This is a genomic window from Paraburkholderia sp. SIMBA_027, assembly GCF_046535315.1.
Taxonomy (GTDB): domain Bacteria; phylum Pseudomonadota; class Gammaproteobacteria; order Burkholderiales; family Burkholderiaceae; genus Paraburkholderia; species Paraburkholderia tropica.
In genome coordinates, this window is record NZ_JAWRWY010000005.1 from 21,446 (window position 1) to 37,437 (window position 15,992).

The window sequence follows — 15,992 nt, forward strand, 5'->3', positions numbered from 1 at the left end:
CGACATGAGCAGTATCGATACCCAATACGAGAAGATCGACCCGAAGCAGTTTGGCAAGGTGGCCGTGCTGCTCGGCGGCGTGTCCGCCGAGCGCGAGGTGTCGCTCAAGTCGGGCTCGCTCGTGCTGCAGGCGCTGCAAAGCGCCGGCATCGACGCGCATGCGTTCGATCCGTCCGAGCGTCCGCTGTCGGCGCTCAAGGAAGAAGGTTTCGTGCGCGCGTTCAACGCGCTGCATGGCGGCTACGGCGAGAACGGCCAGATCCAGGGCGCGCTCGACTTCTACGGCATTCGTTATACGGGCACGGGCGTGCTCGGTTCGGCGCTCGGTCTCGACAAATTCCGCAGCAAGCTCGTGTGGCAGCAACTGGGCATTCCCACGCCGGCGTTCGAAGCCGTGCTGCGCGGCGACGACTTCGCGGCGCGCGCGCCGCAGATCGTCGCGAAGCTCGGTCTGCCGCTGTTCGTGAAGCCCGCGAGCGAAGGCTCGAGCGTGGCCGTCATCAAGGTGAAGCAGGCCGCCGAACTCGTGCCGGCGCTCGAGGAAGCCGCGAAGCACGACAAGATCGTGCTGGTGGAAAAGAGCATCGAAGGCGGCGGCGAGTACACCGCGTGCATCGCGGGCGACCTCGATCTGCCGATCATCAAGATCGTGCCGGCCGGCGAGTTCTACGACTACGACGCGAAGTACATCCTCGACACGACGCAGTATCTGATCCCGTGCGGCGTCGCGCCGGAGAAGGAAGCGGAACTGAAGAAGCTCGCGCGCCGCGCGTTCGACGTGCTCGGCTGCACCGACTGGGGCCGCGCCGACTTCATGATGGACCGCGCAGGCAACCCGTATTTCCTCGAAGTGAACACGGCGCCCGGCATGACCGATCACTCGCTGCCGCCGAAGGCCGCGCGTTCGGTGGGCATCGAGTATCCGGAGCTCGTGGTGCGCGTGCTGGCACTCACGCTGAAAGATTGAACCCTTAATTAATCTCTGACCGACGAATTGCAGTCCGTGCATTGAATCGACAATCTCGACATGTGGAATAACGTACGCCAGCTCAACCTTGCCGCCAACGCGTTGCACGCGCTGCTCGCGCTCGCGCTTCTGGCGGCTGGCTGCTACTGGCTCGTGCAGCGTCCGAACTTCGCGCTGCGCGAGATCCGCATCGAGGGCGACACCGAGCACATCAACGCGCCGACGGTGCGCGCGAGCGTGGTCGGCCGGCTCAAGGGCAACTTCTTCACCGTCGATCTCGATACCGCGCGCGCCGCGTTCGAGCAGATGCCGTGGGTGCGCCATGCGAGCGTGCGCCGCGTCTGGCCGAATGCGCTGGCGGTGTCGCTCGAGGAGTACAAGCCGCTCGGCACGTGGGGCAGCGATCAGCTCGTGAGCACCGACGGCGAACTGTTCACCGCGAACCAGGGCGAGCTCGACGAAGATCTGCCCGCGTTCGACGGTCCCGACGGCACCGCACCCGAAGTGGTCGCGCGCTATCGCGATTTGCAGAAGTGGTTCGCGCCGCTTGGCATCGAGCCCGACGAAGTCACGCTGTCGTCGCGCTACGCGTGGACAGTGAAGCTGTCGAACGGCATGGAAGTGGAGCTGGGCCGCGAGCGCAACGCCGACACGCTCGGCGAGCGCGCGCATCGCCTCATCGCCGCGTGGTCGGCGGTCACGCAACGCTGGGGGAAAGACATCGAGTATGCGGACTTGCGCTATCCGAACGGTTTCGCGATTCGGGCCGCCGGCATGCGGTTCATCAACGACACGCCGGGCCCCGGCAAGAAGTAACAGCACATCACACGCAACGAGCACGATATGAGTAAAGACTATAAGGATCTGCTGGTCAGCCTCGACATCGGGACGTCGAAGGTGGTGGCCGTCGTCGCCGAATTGAAGGGCGAAGGCCACTACGAGGTGATCGGCCTCGGCCAGAGCGAATCGAAAGGTCTCAAGAAGGGCGTGGTGGTGAACATCGAGGCCACGGTGCAGTCTATCCAGCGTGCGCTCGAAGAAGCGGAACTCATGGCCGACTGCAAGATCACTAATGTGTTCACCGGCATCGCAGGCAGCCATATCCGCAGCTTCAACTCGAGCGGCATGGTCGCCATCAAGGAGAAGGAAGTCACGCAGACCGATGTGGCGCGCGTGATCGAAACCGCGAAGGCGATCAACATCCCGACCGATCAGCAGGTGCTGCATATCCTCACGCAGGAATTCATCATCGACGGTCAGGAAGATGTGCGCGAGCCGATCGGCATGAGCGGCATCCGCCTCGAAGTGAAGGTGCATATCGTCACGGGCGCGGTGAGCGCGGCGCAGAACATCGTGAAGTGCGTGCGCCGCTGCGGCCTCGAAGTGAACGACCTGATCCTGCAACCGCTGGCGTCGTCGCTGGCGGTGCTCACCGACGACGAGAAGGAACTCGGCGTGGTGCTGGTGGACGTGGGCGGCGGCACGACGGACATCGCGATCTTCAGCGAAGGCGCGATCCGTCACACGGCGGTGATTCCGATCGCCGGCGACCAGGTGACGAGCGACATCGCGATGGCGCTGCGCACGCCCACGCCGGACGCGGAAGACATCAAGGTGAGCTACGGCATCGCGAAGCAGGCGCTCGCCGATCCGGACGAGATGATCGAAGTGCCGGGTCTGGGCGAGCGCGGTCCGCGCACGCTGTCGCGCCAGGCGCTGGCGGCCGTGATCGAGCCGCGCGTCGAAGAACTGTTCTCGCTCGTGCAGCAGGTCGTGCGCGAGTCGGGTTACGAAGAACTGCTGAGCTCGGGCGTCGTCCTCACGGGCGGCGCGGCGATGATGCCGGGCATGGTCGAGCTGGGCGAAGACATCTTTTTGAAGCCGGTGCGCATTGGCGTGCCGGAGTACGCGGGCGGTCTCGCCGACGTCGTGCGCAATCCGCGCTATTCGACGGCGATGGGACTGCTGGCGGAAGGCCGCGCGCAGCGTATGCGCGGCCGCAAGGTAGCGGTGCAGTCGGGATCGATGGGCCAGGTCTTCACGCGTATGAAGGACTGGTTCCTCGGCAACTTCTGATACCGCGCCGACAGGTTGAAGCAGCTAACGCAGCAACAAGGGTTAAAGCAGAGACCGATAGCGCTGGTGACGGCGGCTGGCGCGCAGTGGAGGGTTGCCCGACTCTCCCTGAATAACTGCCGAGGAGCGGAATCTTTTTCTTGACGGAGGCAACATGGAATTCCAGATGCTGGAAACGGAAACCAACGGCACCATCATCAAGGTGGTGGGCGTCGGTGGCGCTGGCGGCAATGCCGTTCAGCACATGATCAACCGCGGCGTGCAAGGCGTCGACTTCATCGTGATGAACACGGACGCCCAGGCGCTCTCGCGTTCGCGCGCGCCGGCCGTGATCCAGCTGGGCAGCACGGGTCTGGGCGCGGGTGCGAAGCCGGAAATGGGCCGCGCCGCCGCTGAAGAAGCACGCGAACGCATCGCCGACGCACTGCGCGGCGCGCACATGGTGTTCATCACCGCCGGCATGGGCGGCGGCACGGGTACGGGTGCAGCGCCCGTGGTCGCGCAGATCGCCAAGGAAATGGGCATTCTCACGGTCGGTGTCGTGAGCAAGCCGTTTGAATTCGAAGGTGGCAAGCGCATGCGCGTGGCGGAAGCCGGCTCGCAGCAACTGGAGGATCACGTCGACTCGCTGATCGTCGTCCTGAACGACAAGCTGTTCGACGTGATGGGCGATGACGCCGAGATGGACAAGTGCTTCCAGTGCGCGGACGACGTTCTGAACAACGCAGTTGCGGGCATCGCCGAAATCATCAACGTCGACGGTCTGGTGAACGTCGACTTTGAAGACGTGAAGACGGTGATGGGCGAGCAGGGCAAGGCGATGATGGGCACGGCCACGGTGGCCGGCGTCGATCGCGCGCGTCTGGCCGCGGAACAGGCGGTCGCAAGCCCGCTGCTCGAAGGCGTCGATCTGTCGGGCGCGCGTGGCGTGCTGGTCAACATCACGTCGAGCCGTTCGCTGCGTCTGTCGGAAACGCGTGAAGTCATGAACACCATCAAGAGCTACGCGGCGGAAGACGCCACGGTGATCTTCGGTGCCGTGTACGACGACGCGATGGGCGACGCGCTGCGCGTGACGGTGGTGGCAACGGGCCTCGGCCGCGCTGCCGCATCGAAGCAGCAAGCCGCGCCGATGACGCTGCTGCGCACGGGCACGGACAACCATCCGGTTGCCGCCGCGCCGCATTCGTACGCACCGCCGCCCAACACCGCCGACTACGGCGCGCTCGACACGCCGGCTGTGTGGCGCACGTCGCGCGACACCGCGGCTTCGCACGTGCAGGCGCTGCAGGAAAAGGGCGTCGACACGTACGACATCCCGGCGTTCCTGCGCAAGCAGGCGGACTAAGGCGGACTGCGCACTGCTCAGATCCGGCTGCGGCGTGGCGCATTGGCTTGCGCCCCGCCCGCGGACGGTCAGGCAGGCTGCATGTCGTGAGAAGACGGGAAAGAACGCGCAACGCCGCATCCCTGTGGATGCCCGGCTGGGACGCTTGCCCGCTGCGTTTCGACGCACCGTGCGAAGTTGCCCGGATTCCGGCCGACGTTGCCAGGCGCGTCGCCAGCACGCATTTCACATGCGCGAAGCGGGCGCCGGCGGTTTTTTCGGTCCATCGCGACCGGGCGTATGATGGCCCGATGCAGCGTGCCGACGTGCCTTGCGCATCGATGTGAAGGACGAGTCATGATCAAACAGGGTGAAACGCTGCCCGATGCGACCCTCTTCGAGTTCATCGAAGACGAGCGCGCGGGCTGCACGCTGGGGCCTAACAGCTTCGGCGTGCGCGAGCAGACGGCGGGCAAGCGCGTGGTGATCTTCGGATTGCCCGGCGCTTTCACGCCCACCTGCTCGGCGAAGCACGTACCGGGTTATGTCGAACAGTTCGACGCGCTGCGCGCGGCGGGCGTCGACGAAATCTGGTGTGTGTCCGTCAACGACGCGTTCGTGATGGGCGCGTGGGGGCGCGATCAGCGGACCTCGGGCAAGGTACGCATGATGGCCGACGGCAGCGCGGCGTTCACCCGTGCGCTCGGTCTGGAGCAGGATTTGTCGGCGCGTGGCATGGGCATTCGGTCCCAGCGCTACGCCATGGTGATCGACGACGGCGTGGTCAAGACGCTGAACGTCGAAGCGCCCGGCAAATTCGAAGTCAGCGATGCCGCGAGCATCCTGGCTGCGCTGAGCCCCGCATGAACGCGTTCGCCGTCCCAGCGTTGCCCTTGCGCAACGGGCCGGCACCGTAAATGTGACGGGCGATTACCTCAAGCCGTGCGGGCCGATGGCCGGGAACGCCTCCGTTCCGGTCATCGGCCCGTCGTCCATCCCGACAGCTCCCGTCAGAGTAACAACGGGAAACAGATTGTCACGCCCGGGACGACGACGGTTTCTGCATACTTGGAGTATAATTCGGGCTATGAGTTAAAAAATCCCGATTGGGATTTTCAATGAGTAGAACACTATGTTGAAGCAGCGAACCATCAAATCGATCGTGAAGACGGTCGGCATCGGCCTTCATTCGGGCCGCAAGGTCGACCTGACGCTCCGCCCGGCGGCGCCGGACACGGGCATCGTGTTTTCGCGCGTGGATTTGCCGACCCCCGTCGACATCCCCGCTTCGGCGATGTCGATCGGCGACACGCGCCTTGCCTCCGTGCTGCAGAAAGACGGCGCGCGCGTTTCGACGGTCGAGCATCTGATGTCGGCCTGCGCGGGTCTTGGGATCGACAATCTCTACGTCGACGTCACGGCTGAAGAGATTCCGATCATGGACGGCAGCGCTTCGTCGTTCGTGTTCCTGATCCAGTCGGCGGGCATCGAAGAGCAGAACGCACCGAAGAAGTTCATCAAGGTGAAGAAGACCGTGGAAGTGCGCGACGGCGACAAGTTCGCGCGTCTCGACCCGTTCTTCGGCTTCAAGCTCAAGTTCACCATCGACTTCCGCCACCCGGCCGTCGACAAGACCGGTCAGGCGCTCGAAGTCGACTTCGCGAACACTTCGTACGTGCGTGAAATCGCGCGTGCACGCACGTTCGGCTTCGCGCACGAAGTCGAAATGATGCGTGAGCTGGGCCTCGCGCGCGGCGGCAGCATGGACAACGCCATCGTGCTCGACGAATACCGCATCCTGAACAACGACGGCCTGCGCTACGACGACGAATTCGTGAAGCACAAGATGCTCGACGCGATCGGCGATCTGTACGTGGTCGGTCATCCGCTGCTGGCGGCGTACGACGCGTACAAGTCGGGTCACGGCCTGAACAACGCGCTGCTGCGCGAACTGCTGGCACACGAAGACGCCTACGAGATCGTCACGTTCGACGACACGCAGAAGGCGCCGCGCGGCTTCGGTTACGAGGCGCAGACGGCGTTTGCCTGAATTTCGGCGCTGATATTCGGCGCAGATTGTGCAGATATGAAAAAGGGTGGCGATATGCCACCCTTTTTGTTTTTCACGCCGATATTGCGTGCCTGCGGCGACGCGTCGCGGAGCGCCTGGCGTCTAGCGCCGCCGGAGATGCCGCGCCGCCATCTTCGCGAGCGCTTCCTGCAGCGGCGAGGGCGGCAGCGTCTCGCTGAGCGTGGCGAGCGCGGCGGCGCCGACCGGCGTCATGCGCGCCTGCTTCGGCTGCGGCGGCTCCTTCACCGCTTGCGGACGCACGCGGATGCGCACGCCGTCGATCGGCCAGCCGCGCGCCTGCAGGTCGGCGACGAGTCGCGGCTCCAGATGGCGCAGGCGCGCCGCGAGCGCGTTATGCGCGGCGAACAGCGCGAGCTTGCCGTCCTTGATAAAGCCGGGTTCGATGCTCGTCGCGAGGTAATCGGGCAGCAGCGCGCCCAGATCGCGCTGGATCGCCGCGATCTGCTCGACGCCCGCACGCAGCGGCGCGAACGCGTCGGTGCGGCTCAGCACTTCGGTGAGCAGCTGCGGCGCACGCGGCGCGCCGGACTTGCGCGATCCGCCGGGGCTGCGTGCAGCGCCGGTCGCGCGCGGGGCGCCAGGCCTTGAAATCGGCGAGAAACGGCTCATGTGGCAGGAATGGGAGCGCGCGCGGGTTGCGCGGCAATGTCGTGATTGTAGCTTGCGCGCTTTCCCTCCACGCGTCTCGTGGAGTGGCCGCCACGCGTCGCGCGCCGCTGCGGGCGCGCGCCAGCGCGGGCAGGGCGGCTGCACCGATCACTGAGCCGACACAGGCGGTGTCAAGGGTGCGTGCTAAAATGCCCGATTCGAATCCACCAATTTGGGCTTAAGCCGCCGAGGTCTTTCCGATCCGGGTGCGTGGCGCGAGTCGTATGCAAACCTGGCGCAATCCGGGCGCACACGAGCCGCGCAGGAATCCCGGCCGAAGCCGCGACGCAGACACCGATCCGATGACCACCGGTTTCTTACAGAAAATCTTTGGCAGCCGCAATCAGCGCCTGATCAAGCAATATCAGAAGACGGTCGCGGCGATCAACGCGCTCGAACCGACGATCGAGCAGTACACCGACGAGCAACTGCGCGCCAAGACCACCGAATTCCGGGAGCGCGTCGCCAAGGGCACGTCGCTCGACGAACTCCTGCCCGAAGCGTTCGCCGTCTGCCGCGAGGCCAGCAAGCGCGTGCTGAAGATGCGTCACTTCGACGTGCAGCTGATCGGCGGCATGGTACTGCACTACGGCAAGATCGCCGAAATGCGCACGGGCGAGGGCAAGACGCTCGTCGCCACGCTGCCGGTGTACCTCAATGCGCTCTCGGGCCGCGGCGTGCACGTCGTCACGGTGAACGACTACCTCGCCCAGCGCGACGCCGAGTGGATGGCGCGTCTCTATAACTTCCTCGGTCTTTCTGTCGGCATCAATCTGTCGCAGATGGATCACGGCATGAAGCAGGAAGCCTATAACGCCGACATCACCTACGGTACGAACAACGAGTTCGGCTTCGACTACCTGCGCGACAACATGGTCTACGAGACCGAAGCGCGCGTGCAGCGTGCGCTGAATTTCGCCGTGGTCGACGAAGTGGACTCGATCCTGATCGACGAAGCGCGTACACCGCTGATCATCTCGGGTCAGGCCGAAGATCACACCGAACTCTACGTGCGCATGAACGCGCTGCCGCCGCTGCTCGAACGCCAGATCGGCGAAGAGAAGGCCGACGGCACGGGCGTCGAAAAGCCGGGCGACTACACGCTCGACGAAAAGGCGCGTCAGGTGTTCCTCACGGAATCGGGCCACGAAAAGGCCGAGCGCATGCTCGCCGAGTGGGGCCTGATCGGCGAGGGCGAAAGCCTCTATGCGCCGCAGAACATCACGCTGATGCACCACGTGTACGCCGCGCTGCGCGCGCACACGCTGTTCTTCAAGGATCAGCACTACGTCGTGCAGAACGGCGAAGTCGTGATCGTCGACGAATTCACGGGCCGTCTGATGGCCGGCCGCCGCTGGTCGGACGGGCTGCATCAGGCCGTCGAAGCGAAGGAACACGTCAAGATCCAGAGCGAGAACCAGACGCTCGCGTCGATCACGTTCCAGAACTACTTCCGCATGTACGCCAAGCTCTCGGGCATGACGGGTACGGCGGACACCGAAGCGTACGAATTCAACGAGATCTACGGTCTCGAAACGGTCGTGGTGCCGACCAACCGCGTGCCGAAGCGGATCGACAAGCAGGATCAGATCTACAAGACGGCCAAGGAGCGCTACGACGCCGTGATTCGCGACATCCGCGAATGCTACGAGCGTGGCCAGCCGGTGCTGGTCGGCACGACCTCGATCGAAAACTCGGAACTGCTCTCGCATCTGCTCACGCAGGCGGGTCTGCCGCACGACGTGCTCAACGCCAAGCAGCACGGCCGTGAAGCCGCGATCGTCGCCGAAGCCGGCCGTCCGAAGCGCATCACCATCGCCACCAACATGGCAGGCCGCGGCACCGACATCGTGCTGGGCGGCAATGCCGAGAAGCAGGCAGCGTTCATCGAGGCCGACGAGGCGATTCCGGCCGACGAAAAGGCGCGCCGCATCCAGCAGCTGCACGACGAATGGCAGACGCTGCACGATCAGGTGAAGGCCGCGGGCGGTCTGCACATCATCGGCACCGAGCGTCACGAGTCGCGCCGTATCGACAACCAGCTGCGCGGCCGTGCGGGCCGTCAGGGCGATCCGGGTTCGTCGCGCTTCTATCTCTCGCTCGAAGATCCGCTGCTGCGCATTTTCGCGGGCGACCGCGTGCGCGCGATCATGGACCGCCTGAAGATGCCGGAAGGCGAGGCGATCGAGGCAGGCATCGTCACGCGCTCGATCGAGTCGGCGCAGCGCAAGGTCGAAGCGCGCAACTTCGACATCCGCAAGCAGCTGCTCGAATACGACGACGTCTCGAACGACCAGCGCAAGGTGATCTACCAGCAGCGCAACGAACTGCTCGAAGCGCACGACATCACCGAAACCATCGGCGCGATGCGACATGGCGTGATCACCGAGATCGTGCGTCAGTTCGTGCCGGCGGGCAGCATCGAAGAGCAGTGGGACGTACCCGAGCTCGAGGAAGTGCTGCGCAACGAATGGCAGCTCGACCTCGCGATCCAGGAAATGATCAACGAGTCGTCGTCGATCGATGCGGACGAGATTCTCGAAGCCGTGCTGGCTGCCGCCGACGAAGCGTACGAGCAGAAGGTCGCGCTCGTGGGCCGCGAATCGTTCAGCGGGTTCGAGCGCTCGGTCATGCTGCAGACGCTCGACCGCAGCTGGCGCGAGCACCTCGCGGCGCTCGACCATCTGCGTCAGGGCATCCATCTGCGCGGCTATGCGCAGAAGAACCCGAAGCAGGAATACAAGCGCGAAGCGTTCGAACTGTTCGCTGCGATGCTCGACGCCGTGAAGACGGAAGTCACGCGCATCGTGATGAACGTGCAGATCCAGTCGCAGGAGCAACTCGAAGACGCCGCCGAGCAGATGGAAGAGCAGGGCGGCCATCTGGAGAACGTCGAGTTCCGTCATGCCGAATTCGCGGAAGCGGGCGAAGGCGTGCCGGCAGCCGCTCCGGTCGCGGCGGACGCCGCCGCGGCGATGGTCGGCGCGGCCATGAGCCACGAAGCGCTGCTCGGCGCGGACGGCGTGCCGAAGGTCGGCCGCAACGACCCGTGCCCGTGCGGCAGCGGCAAGAAGTACAAGCAGTGCCACGGCAAGATCGCGTGATGCGGCGTGGCGCACCCGTCGCGCGAGTTGCACGACGGGCGCGCCGCCTGCTTCATGACGTGCTTGCGCGTTGATTCCGGTGGCCCGCTCGTCAAGGCGGGCCTTGCGTTATGAATTCCCGATGCCGGCCCGGCCTTCAGGCGCCGCGGCCGGCATTGCCTTTTCGACAGGTCGCCCTCATGGCTGTCAATTTCCCCTCGATCGATCCTGCCCAACTTCATCCGGTCGCCGGCGTGACGCTCGGCTGGGCCGAAGCGCATATCCGCAAGCCCAACCGCAAGGACTTGCTGGTGATTTCCGTCGATGAAAGCGCGAGCGTGTCGGGCGTGTTCACGCTCAACCGCTTCTGCGCCGCGCCGGTCACGGTGTGCCGCGAGCATCTCGCGAACGTGCGCGCGGGCGGCAAGGGGATCCGCGCGCTCGTGATCAACACGGGCAACGCGAACGCGGGCACGGGCGAGCCGGGCATGGCGAACACGCGCGCAACCTGCGACGCGCTCGCGAAGCTGGCGGGCATCGAGCCGTCGCAAGTGCTGCCGTTCTCGACCGGTGTGATTCTCGAACCGCTGCCGATCGACCGCCTCGTGGCCGGTCTGCCCGCCGCGCTCGCGAACCGCAAGGCCGACAACTGGTACGACGCCGCCCAGGCGATCATGACGACCGACACGCTGCCGAAGGCCGTGTCGCGCCAGATCGACGTCGACGGCCACACGATCACCTTCACGGGCATCAGCAAGGGCGCGGGCATGATCAAGCCGAACATGGCGACCATGCTCGGCTTCCTCGCGTTCGACGCGAACGTCGCGCAGCCGGTGCTCGACGAACTCGTGAAGTACGTGGCCGACCGCTCGTTCAACTGCGTCACGATCGACGGCGACACCTCGACCAACGACTCGTTCATCCTGATCGCCTCGGGCCAATCGAGCCTGCCCGCGATCACGTCGACGGACTCGCCCGCGTACGCCGCGCTGCGCGACGCCGTCACGGAAGTCTCGCAGACGCTCTCGCAACTGATCGTGCGCGACGGCGAAGGCGCGACCAAGTTCATGACGATCCAGGTGGAAGGCGGCAAGGACGTCGCCGAATGCCGCCAGATCGCCTACGCAATCGGCCACTCGCCGCTCGTGAAGACGGCGTTCTACGCCTCGGACCCCAACCTCGGCCGCATCCTGGCCGCGATCGGCTACGCGGGCGTGACGGATCTCGACGTCGGCAAGATCGACCTCTATCTCGACGACGTGCTCGTCGCGAAGGCGGGCGGCCGCAATCCGGACTACCAGGAAGAAGACGGCCAGCGCGTCATGAAGAAGAGCGAAATTCTGATCCGCGTGGTGCTCGGCCGCGGTAACGCCGAAGCCACGGTCTGGACCTGCGACCTCTCGCACGACTACGTGAGCATCAACGCCGATTACCGTTCCTGATCTCCGTTTCCGATCACTTTACGCACCACGCAATGGACAAGCTCGAACAGTTTCTGACCCGCGCCGAAGCGCTGCTCGGCCGCCTCGAAGCCGTGCTGCCGCCGGCGACGCCCGAAGTCGACTGGAACTCGGCGGTTGCGTTCCGCTGGCGCAAGCGCCAGGGCCGCGGCTTCCTGCAGCCCGTGCCGGCGATCTCGACGATCGCGCTCGACGACCTGCAGAACATCGACCGCCAGAAGGACCTCATCGACCGCAACACGCGCCAGTTCGTGCAGAAGAAACCCGCGAACAACGTGCTGCTGACGGGCGCGCGCGGCACCGGCAAGTCGTCGCTGATCAAGGCCTGCCTGAACGCCTACGCGCAGGACGGCCTGCGCCTGATCGAAGTCGACAAGGACGACCTGCACGACCTCGGCGACATCGTCGATCTGATCTCGACGCGTCCCGAGCGCTTCATCGTGTTCTGCGACGATCTCTCGTTCGAAGACGGCGAATCGGGCTACAAGGCGCTCAAGGTGGCGCTCGACGGTTCGGTCGCCGCGCAGTCGGACAACGTGCTGATCTACGCGACCTCGAACCGCCGCCATCTGCTGCCCGAGTACATGAGCGACAACGAGACCTACAAGCACATGCCCGACGGTGAGATTCATCCGGGTGAAGTGGTGGAGGAGAAAATTTCGCTGTCGGAGCGTTTCGGGCTGTGGGTCAGCTTCTATCCGTTCAAGCAGGACGACTATCTGACGATCGTCGGCCACTGGCTGCGTCACTTCGAATGCAGCGACGCCGAAGTGGAGTCGGCGCGCGGCGACGCGCTCGTCTGGGCGCTGGAGCGCGGTTCGCGCTCGGGCCGTGTGGCGTGGCAATTCGCGCGCGACTGGTCGGGCAAGAAGGCGCAAGAGGCATGAGCGAGCAAGGCAAGGACGGCGCGCAGAATCCGCCGGCGCGCCCTGTCACCGAGGTGGCCGTGGGCGTGCTGGTGCAGCCGGACGGGCGCTATCTGCTGGCGCAGCGTCCCGAGGGCAAGCCTTATGCGGGCTACTGGGAATTCCCGGGCGGTAAGCTGGAAAAGGGCGAGTCGGTCGAAGCCGCGCTGGCGCGCGAACTGCACGAGGAACTGGGTATCGACGTGAAGGCGTGCCATCGCTGGCATACGCTCGAACACGATTATCCGCATGCCTACGTGCGGCTCTACTTCTGCAAGGTCACCGAGTGGACCGGCGAGCCGCATGGCCGCGAAGGTCAGGCGTTCGTCTGGCAGTCGCTGCCGGCCAGCGTCGAGCCGCTGCTGCCCGCCACCATTCCGGTGCTGGAGTGGCTCGCGGCGGAGTAAGCTGAGCGCGACGCCGTAAAGACAAAAGCCGCTGTGCGACGAGCACTGCGGCTTTTTTTCATTCGGGCGGGACCGGACGGGGCGCGCTTATTGACGCGTATCCGTGGGCGGCGCTTCGTCGTCCGGCGGCGTGTCTTCTTCATTGCCGCCGATCCGGTACTTTTCGGCGGCCCACGCGCCCAGATCCATCTGCTTGCAGCGTTCGGAGCAGAAAGGGCGGAAGCGGTTTTCCGGCACCCAGCGGACATCTTTGCCGCAGGTCGGACATTTCACGACAGTGGTCATTCGGTCGAACGTTCAGTAGCTGTGCGCCGCCGTCGGGCGGCGCGGTTGGCAAGTGGCTGGCCCTGGCCGCGCTTTACAGGCTGCAGAGCGTGAGCTGGAACGGCACGTCCTGATCGACGGCGCGCGGACGCAGATCGCCGTCCTGCACCGTGAAGCGCACCCACAGCATATATTTGTTGGCGCTCGCTTCGGGGATCACGCGCAAATCCGGCGCCACGCGCACCTGCATCAGTTGATACGTGCGGCCCGAGAGCATCTGCTGATAGCTGCCCTGCATGGCCATGACCTTCGACGCCTGGCCCGATTCGCGCGCGAGACGCAGCACGATGCTCGCCGCGTCGCGCAGCGGCAGCAGCGGCGTGACCCATTTGGCGATGTCCTGGCGGCGCTGGTCGGCGTGCAGTTGTTGCCACGCGTAGTACGACGGCAGGTCGAATTTGCAGGTGCCGCCCGGAATGATCGCGCGGCTGCGAATGCTCGTGAGCCATTCGTTGTCCGCGAGATGCTGGCCGGTCTTGCCCTGCATCTGCGTGAGGCCCGCGAGCGTCTGCTCGATTTCGCCGAGGACGGATTCGAGCGCGTTCTGTTCGATGCCGGGATTGCCGCGGAACGGAGCGAGCGTTTGACGCTGTCGCTCGAGTTCCTTCATCAGGTCCGATTTGAGGTCGGCGCGGCCTGCGACTTCCGCGATTTCGAACAGCGTCGTGAGCGCGACGTGATGTTCCCTCGGGTCTTCCTGCGTCAGGAAAAACGTGAAGCGCTCGAACAGGTCCTCAAGGCGCAGCAGCGTCCGGATTCGCTCGTTGAAGGGATACTCGTAAAGAATCAAGCGCGCTCGCCTCGGGCGTGGTCGGTGAAGGATTTGCAGGACATTCTAATGCCGTGGGACTGCTGTCGCAATCGCATGCGGCCCGCGATTGCTTCACGCGCTATTCCGGCTGCGTGCCAGGGATGTGTCGCGCGGTGTTTGAACTGCGCTTGAACTGTATTCGAGCCGCTATTCACGCACGCTCAAACGCATTTAAACGCATTTAAACGCATTCGAGCGCATTCGAGCGCGCCAGAAGCACTCTTGCGCTTTGTTGCGGCGCGCTTTTAATCGGCGTGTCTGCTATCGCGCGGCGTTTTGCGCACCCGCAAGCGAGAGATAGCGCTGATGCAGTATTTCGACGTCCTGCGCGAGCGCCTCGAGCTTGGCGCCGTCGTTGACGATCACATCGTCGGCGGCCGCGAGGCGCGCTTCGCGCGTGGCCTGGCGCGCGATGATCGCCTGCACCTGTTCGCGGCTGAAGCCGTTGCGGCGCATCACGCGCCCGATTTGCGTTTCCACGCTGCAATCCACGACGAGTACGCGCGCGACGCGCGATTTCCACGCGCCCGATTCGACGAGGAGCGGCACGACCACGATCACATACGGTCCGTTCGCCTCGCGCGTCTCGCGCTCCGTTTCCGCGCGGATCAGCGGATGCGTGATGGCTTCGAGGCGCTTGCGCGCGGTTTCGTCGCTGAATACGAGGGCGCGCATGCGTGCGCGATCCATCGAGCCATCGGCGGCGACGAATTCGGGGCCGAATTGCGCGGCGATCGGCGCCATGGCGAGACCGCCCGGCGCGGTGATGCGATGCGCGATCACGTCGGTATCGACGAGCGGCACGCCGCGCGCCGCAAACAGGTCGGCGACCGTGGACTTGCCGCTGCCGATGCCGCCCGTCAGTCCGAGCGTGAAAGGCTCGCGCGTTGCGCCCGATGTTGTGCCAGTCATTGCGCCCGTTATGGTCATCGATCAGATCCCCCAGGCGAAAGCGGCGTACAGCGGCGTGCCCGCGAACAACGTGACGAGCGCGCCCGCCGCGAGATAAGGGCCGAACGGCAGCGGTTCCTCGAAACGCATACGCCCGCTCGCCGTGGCAACGAGGCCGACGATCGCGCCGGCTACCGCCGCGATCACGACGATCTGCGGCAGCGCGCTCCAGCCGAGCCATGCGCCGAGCGCCGCGAGCAGTTTAAAGTCGCCGTGCCCCATGCCTTCGACGCCGCGCAGCAGCCGGAACAGCCAGTAGACGCACCAGAGCGCGAGATAACCGGCGACCGCGCCGATCACGGCGGCGTGCAGATCGGTGAAGGTCTCCGCGAGATTGACGAGCAGTCCGGCCCAGACGAGCGGCAGCGTGAGCGCGTCGGGCAGCAACTGATGTTCCAGGTCGATGGCGCTCATGGCGATCAGCGACGCGCACAGCACGAACGCTGCAAGCGCCTTGCCCGAGGGCCCGAAGGCGAGCAGCGCCGCGGCGGCACACGCGGCGCTGGCGATCTCGATGGCCGGATAGCGAGCGCTCACACGCGCGTGACAATGCGAACAGCGCCCACGCAATGCGAGCCAACTGACGAGCGGAATGTTTTCCCATGCGCGCAGGACGTGGCCGCAATGCGGGCACGCGCTGCGCGGCAGCCAGAGGTTGTAGCGCGCGGGCAGACCGTCGTCGGCGAACAGTTCGCCGGAGGGTTCGGCATGGCCGAGTGCGTCGGCCGCGTCGGCGCGCCAGGCGCGCTCGAGCATGATCGGCAAACGGTGGATCACGACATTCAGGAAACTGCCGACAACGAGGCCGATGACGATCGCGAAGCCCGTCAGCACGCCCGGCGGCAACAGCGCGAGGGCGGCGGTGAAGGGCAGCGCGGACGACGCTGCATCGGCGGAAGCAGGGGAGACGGGCATGAGCGGGGAATCGTAATCTGGCAGCG

15 protein-coding genes are annotated in these 15,992 nt (G+C 65.3%); 10 read left to right on the forward strand and 5 right to left on the reverse strand.

The features are described 5' to 3' along the window. Positions 1–4 precede the first annotated feature (4 nt). The 6 genes from SB764_RS10480 (at position 5) to lpxC (ending at position 6,420) form a co-directional block, all read left to right on the forward strand. Positions 5–967 carry a D-alanine--D-alanine ligase gene (locus SB764_RS10480; protein WP_065060444.1) on the forward strand — a complete coding sequence of 321 codons (963 nt, stop codon included), beginning with the start codon at positions 5–7 and terminating at the stop codon, positions 965–967. A gap of 60 nt (positions 968–1,027) precedes the next feature. Beyond that, positions 1,028–1,783: a cell division protein FtsQ/DivIB gene (locus SB764_RS10485; RefSeq protein WP_065060425.1), complete on the forward strand. Its 756-nt coding sequence runs from the start codon at positions 1,028–1,030 to the stop codon at positions 1,781–1,783. A 27-nt stretch (positions 1,784–1,810) separates the two neighbouring features. Next, positions 1,811–3,043, forward strand: a complete 1,233-nt coding sequence (gene ftsA / locus SB764_RS10490; protein WP_065060424.1) for a cell division protein FtsA — start codon at positions 1,811–1,813, stop codon at positions 3,041–3,043. Between the two features lie 154 nt (positions 3,044–3,197). Continuing rightward, the gene (gene ftsZ / locus SB764_RS10495; RefSeq protein ID WP_065060423.1) at positions 3,198–4,391 is read left to right on the forward strand and encodes a cell division protein FtsZ; all 1,194 of its coding nucleotides are present in this window, start codon (positions 3,198–3,200) and stop codon (positions 4,389–4,391) included. Between the two features lie 336 nt (positions 4,392–4,727). Continuing rightward, positions 4,728–5,237, forward strand: coding sequence for a peroxiredoxin (locus SB764_RS10500; RefSeq protein ID WP_065060422.1), 510 nt, complete (start codon positions 4,728–4,730; stop codon positions 5,235–5,237). Between the two features lie 265 nt (positions 5,238–5,502). Next, on the forward strand, positions 5,503–6,420 hold the full coding sequence (gene lpxC, locus SB764_RS10505; protein WP_065060421.1) for a UDP-3-O-acyl-N-acetylglucosamine deacetylase: 918 nt from the start codon (positions 5,503–5,505) through the stop codon (positions 6,418–6,420). A 123-nt stretch (positions 6,421–6,543) separates the two neighbouring features. On the opposite strand, the gene SB764_RS10510 is transcribed toward lpxC, so the two are convergent. Continuing rightward, positions 6,544–7,071, reverse strand: coding sequence for a DciA family protein (locus tag SB764_RS10510; protein WP_065060420.1), 528 nt, complete (start codon positions 7,069–7,071; stop codon positions 6,544–6,546). 341 nt (positions 7,072–7,412) lie between these two features. Here SB764_RS10510 and secA point away from each other — a divergent pair, with 341 nt between their 5' ends. From secA to SB764_RS10530, 4 genes are all read left to right on the forward strand, one after another. Next, a complete protein-coding gene (gene secA / locus SB764_RS10515; RefSeq protein ID WP_065060443.1) occupies positions 7,413–10,214 on the forward strand; it encodes a preprotein translocase subunit SecA in 2,802 nt (933 codons plus the stop codon). A gap of 179 nt (positions 10,215–10,393) precedes the next feature. Further along, positions 10,394–11,635, forward strand: coding sequence for a bifunctional glutamate N-acetyltransferase/amino-acid acetyltransferase ArgJ (argJ, locus tag SB764_RS10520; protein WP_074987366.1), 1,242 nt, complete (start codon positions 10,394–10,396; stop codon positions 11,633–11,635). 32 nt (positions 11,636–11,667) lie between these two features. Continuing rightward, positions 11,668–12,540 carry an ATP-binding protein gene (locus SB764_RS10525; RefSeq protein WP_074987367.1) on the forward strand — a complete coding sequence of 291 codons (873 nt, stop codon included), beginning with the start codon at positions 11,668–11,670 and terminating at the stop codon, positions 12,538–12,540. After that, positions 12,537–12,965 carry an NUDIX domain-containing protein gene (locus SB764_RS10530; RefSeq protein ID WP_065060417.1) on the forward strand — a complete coding sequence of 143 codons (429 nt, stop codon included), beginning with the start codon at positions 12,537–12,539 and terminating at the stop codon, positions 12,963–12,965. The genes SB764_RS10525 and SB764_RS10530 overlap by 4 nt, the downstream gene beginning before the upstream one ends. A gap of 87 nt (positions 12,966–13,052) precedes the next feature. Here the strand turns inward: SB764_RS10530 and SB764_RS10535 are convergent, their stop codons facing one another. From SB764_RS10535 to SB764_RS10550, 4 genes are all read right to left on the reverse strand, one after another. Next, complete coding sequence (locus SB764_RS10535) at positions 13,053–13,250, reverse strand: DNA gyrase inhibitor YacG (RefSeq protein ID WP_027817984.1); 198 nt, start codon at positions 13,248–13,250, stop codon at positions 13,053–13,055. Between the two features lie 73 nt (positions 13,251–13,323). Beyond that, complete coding sequence (gene zapD, locus SB764_RS10540; RefSeq protein ID WP_027817983.1) at positions 13,324–14,079, reverse strand: cell division protein ZapD; 756 nt, start codon at positions 14,077–14,079, stop codon at positions 13,324–13,326. A gap of 282 nt (positions 14,080–14,361) precedes the next feature. Continuing rightward, positions 14,362–15,012, reverse strand: coding sequence for a dephospho-CoA kinase (coaE, locus tag SB764_RS10545; RefSeq protein WP_322008181.1), 651 nt, complete (start codon positions 15,010–15,012; stop codon positions 14,362–14,364). Between the two features lie 21 nt (positions 15,013–15,033). After that, positions 15,034–15,966 carry a prepilin peptidase gene (locus SB764_RS10550; RefSeq protein ID WP_410863509.1) on the reverse strand — a complete coding sequence of 311 codons (933 nt, stop codon included), beginning with the start codon at positions 15,964–15,966 and terminating at the stop codon, positions 15,034–15,036. Positions 15,967–15,992: the final 26 nt, after the last annotated feature.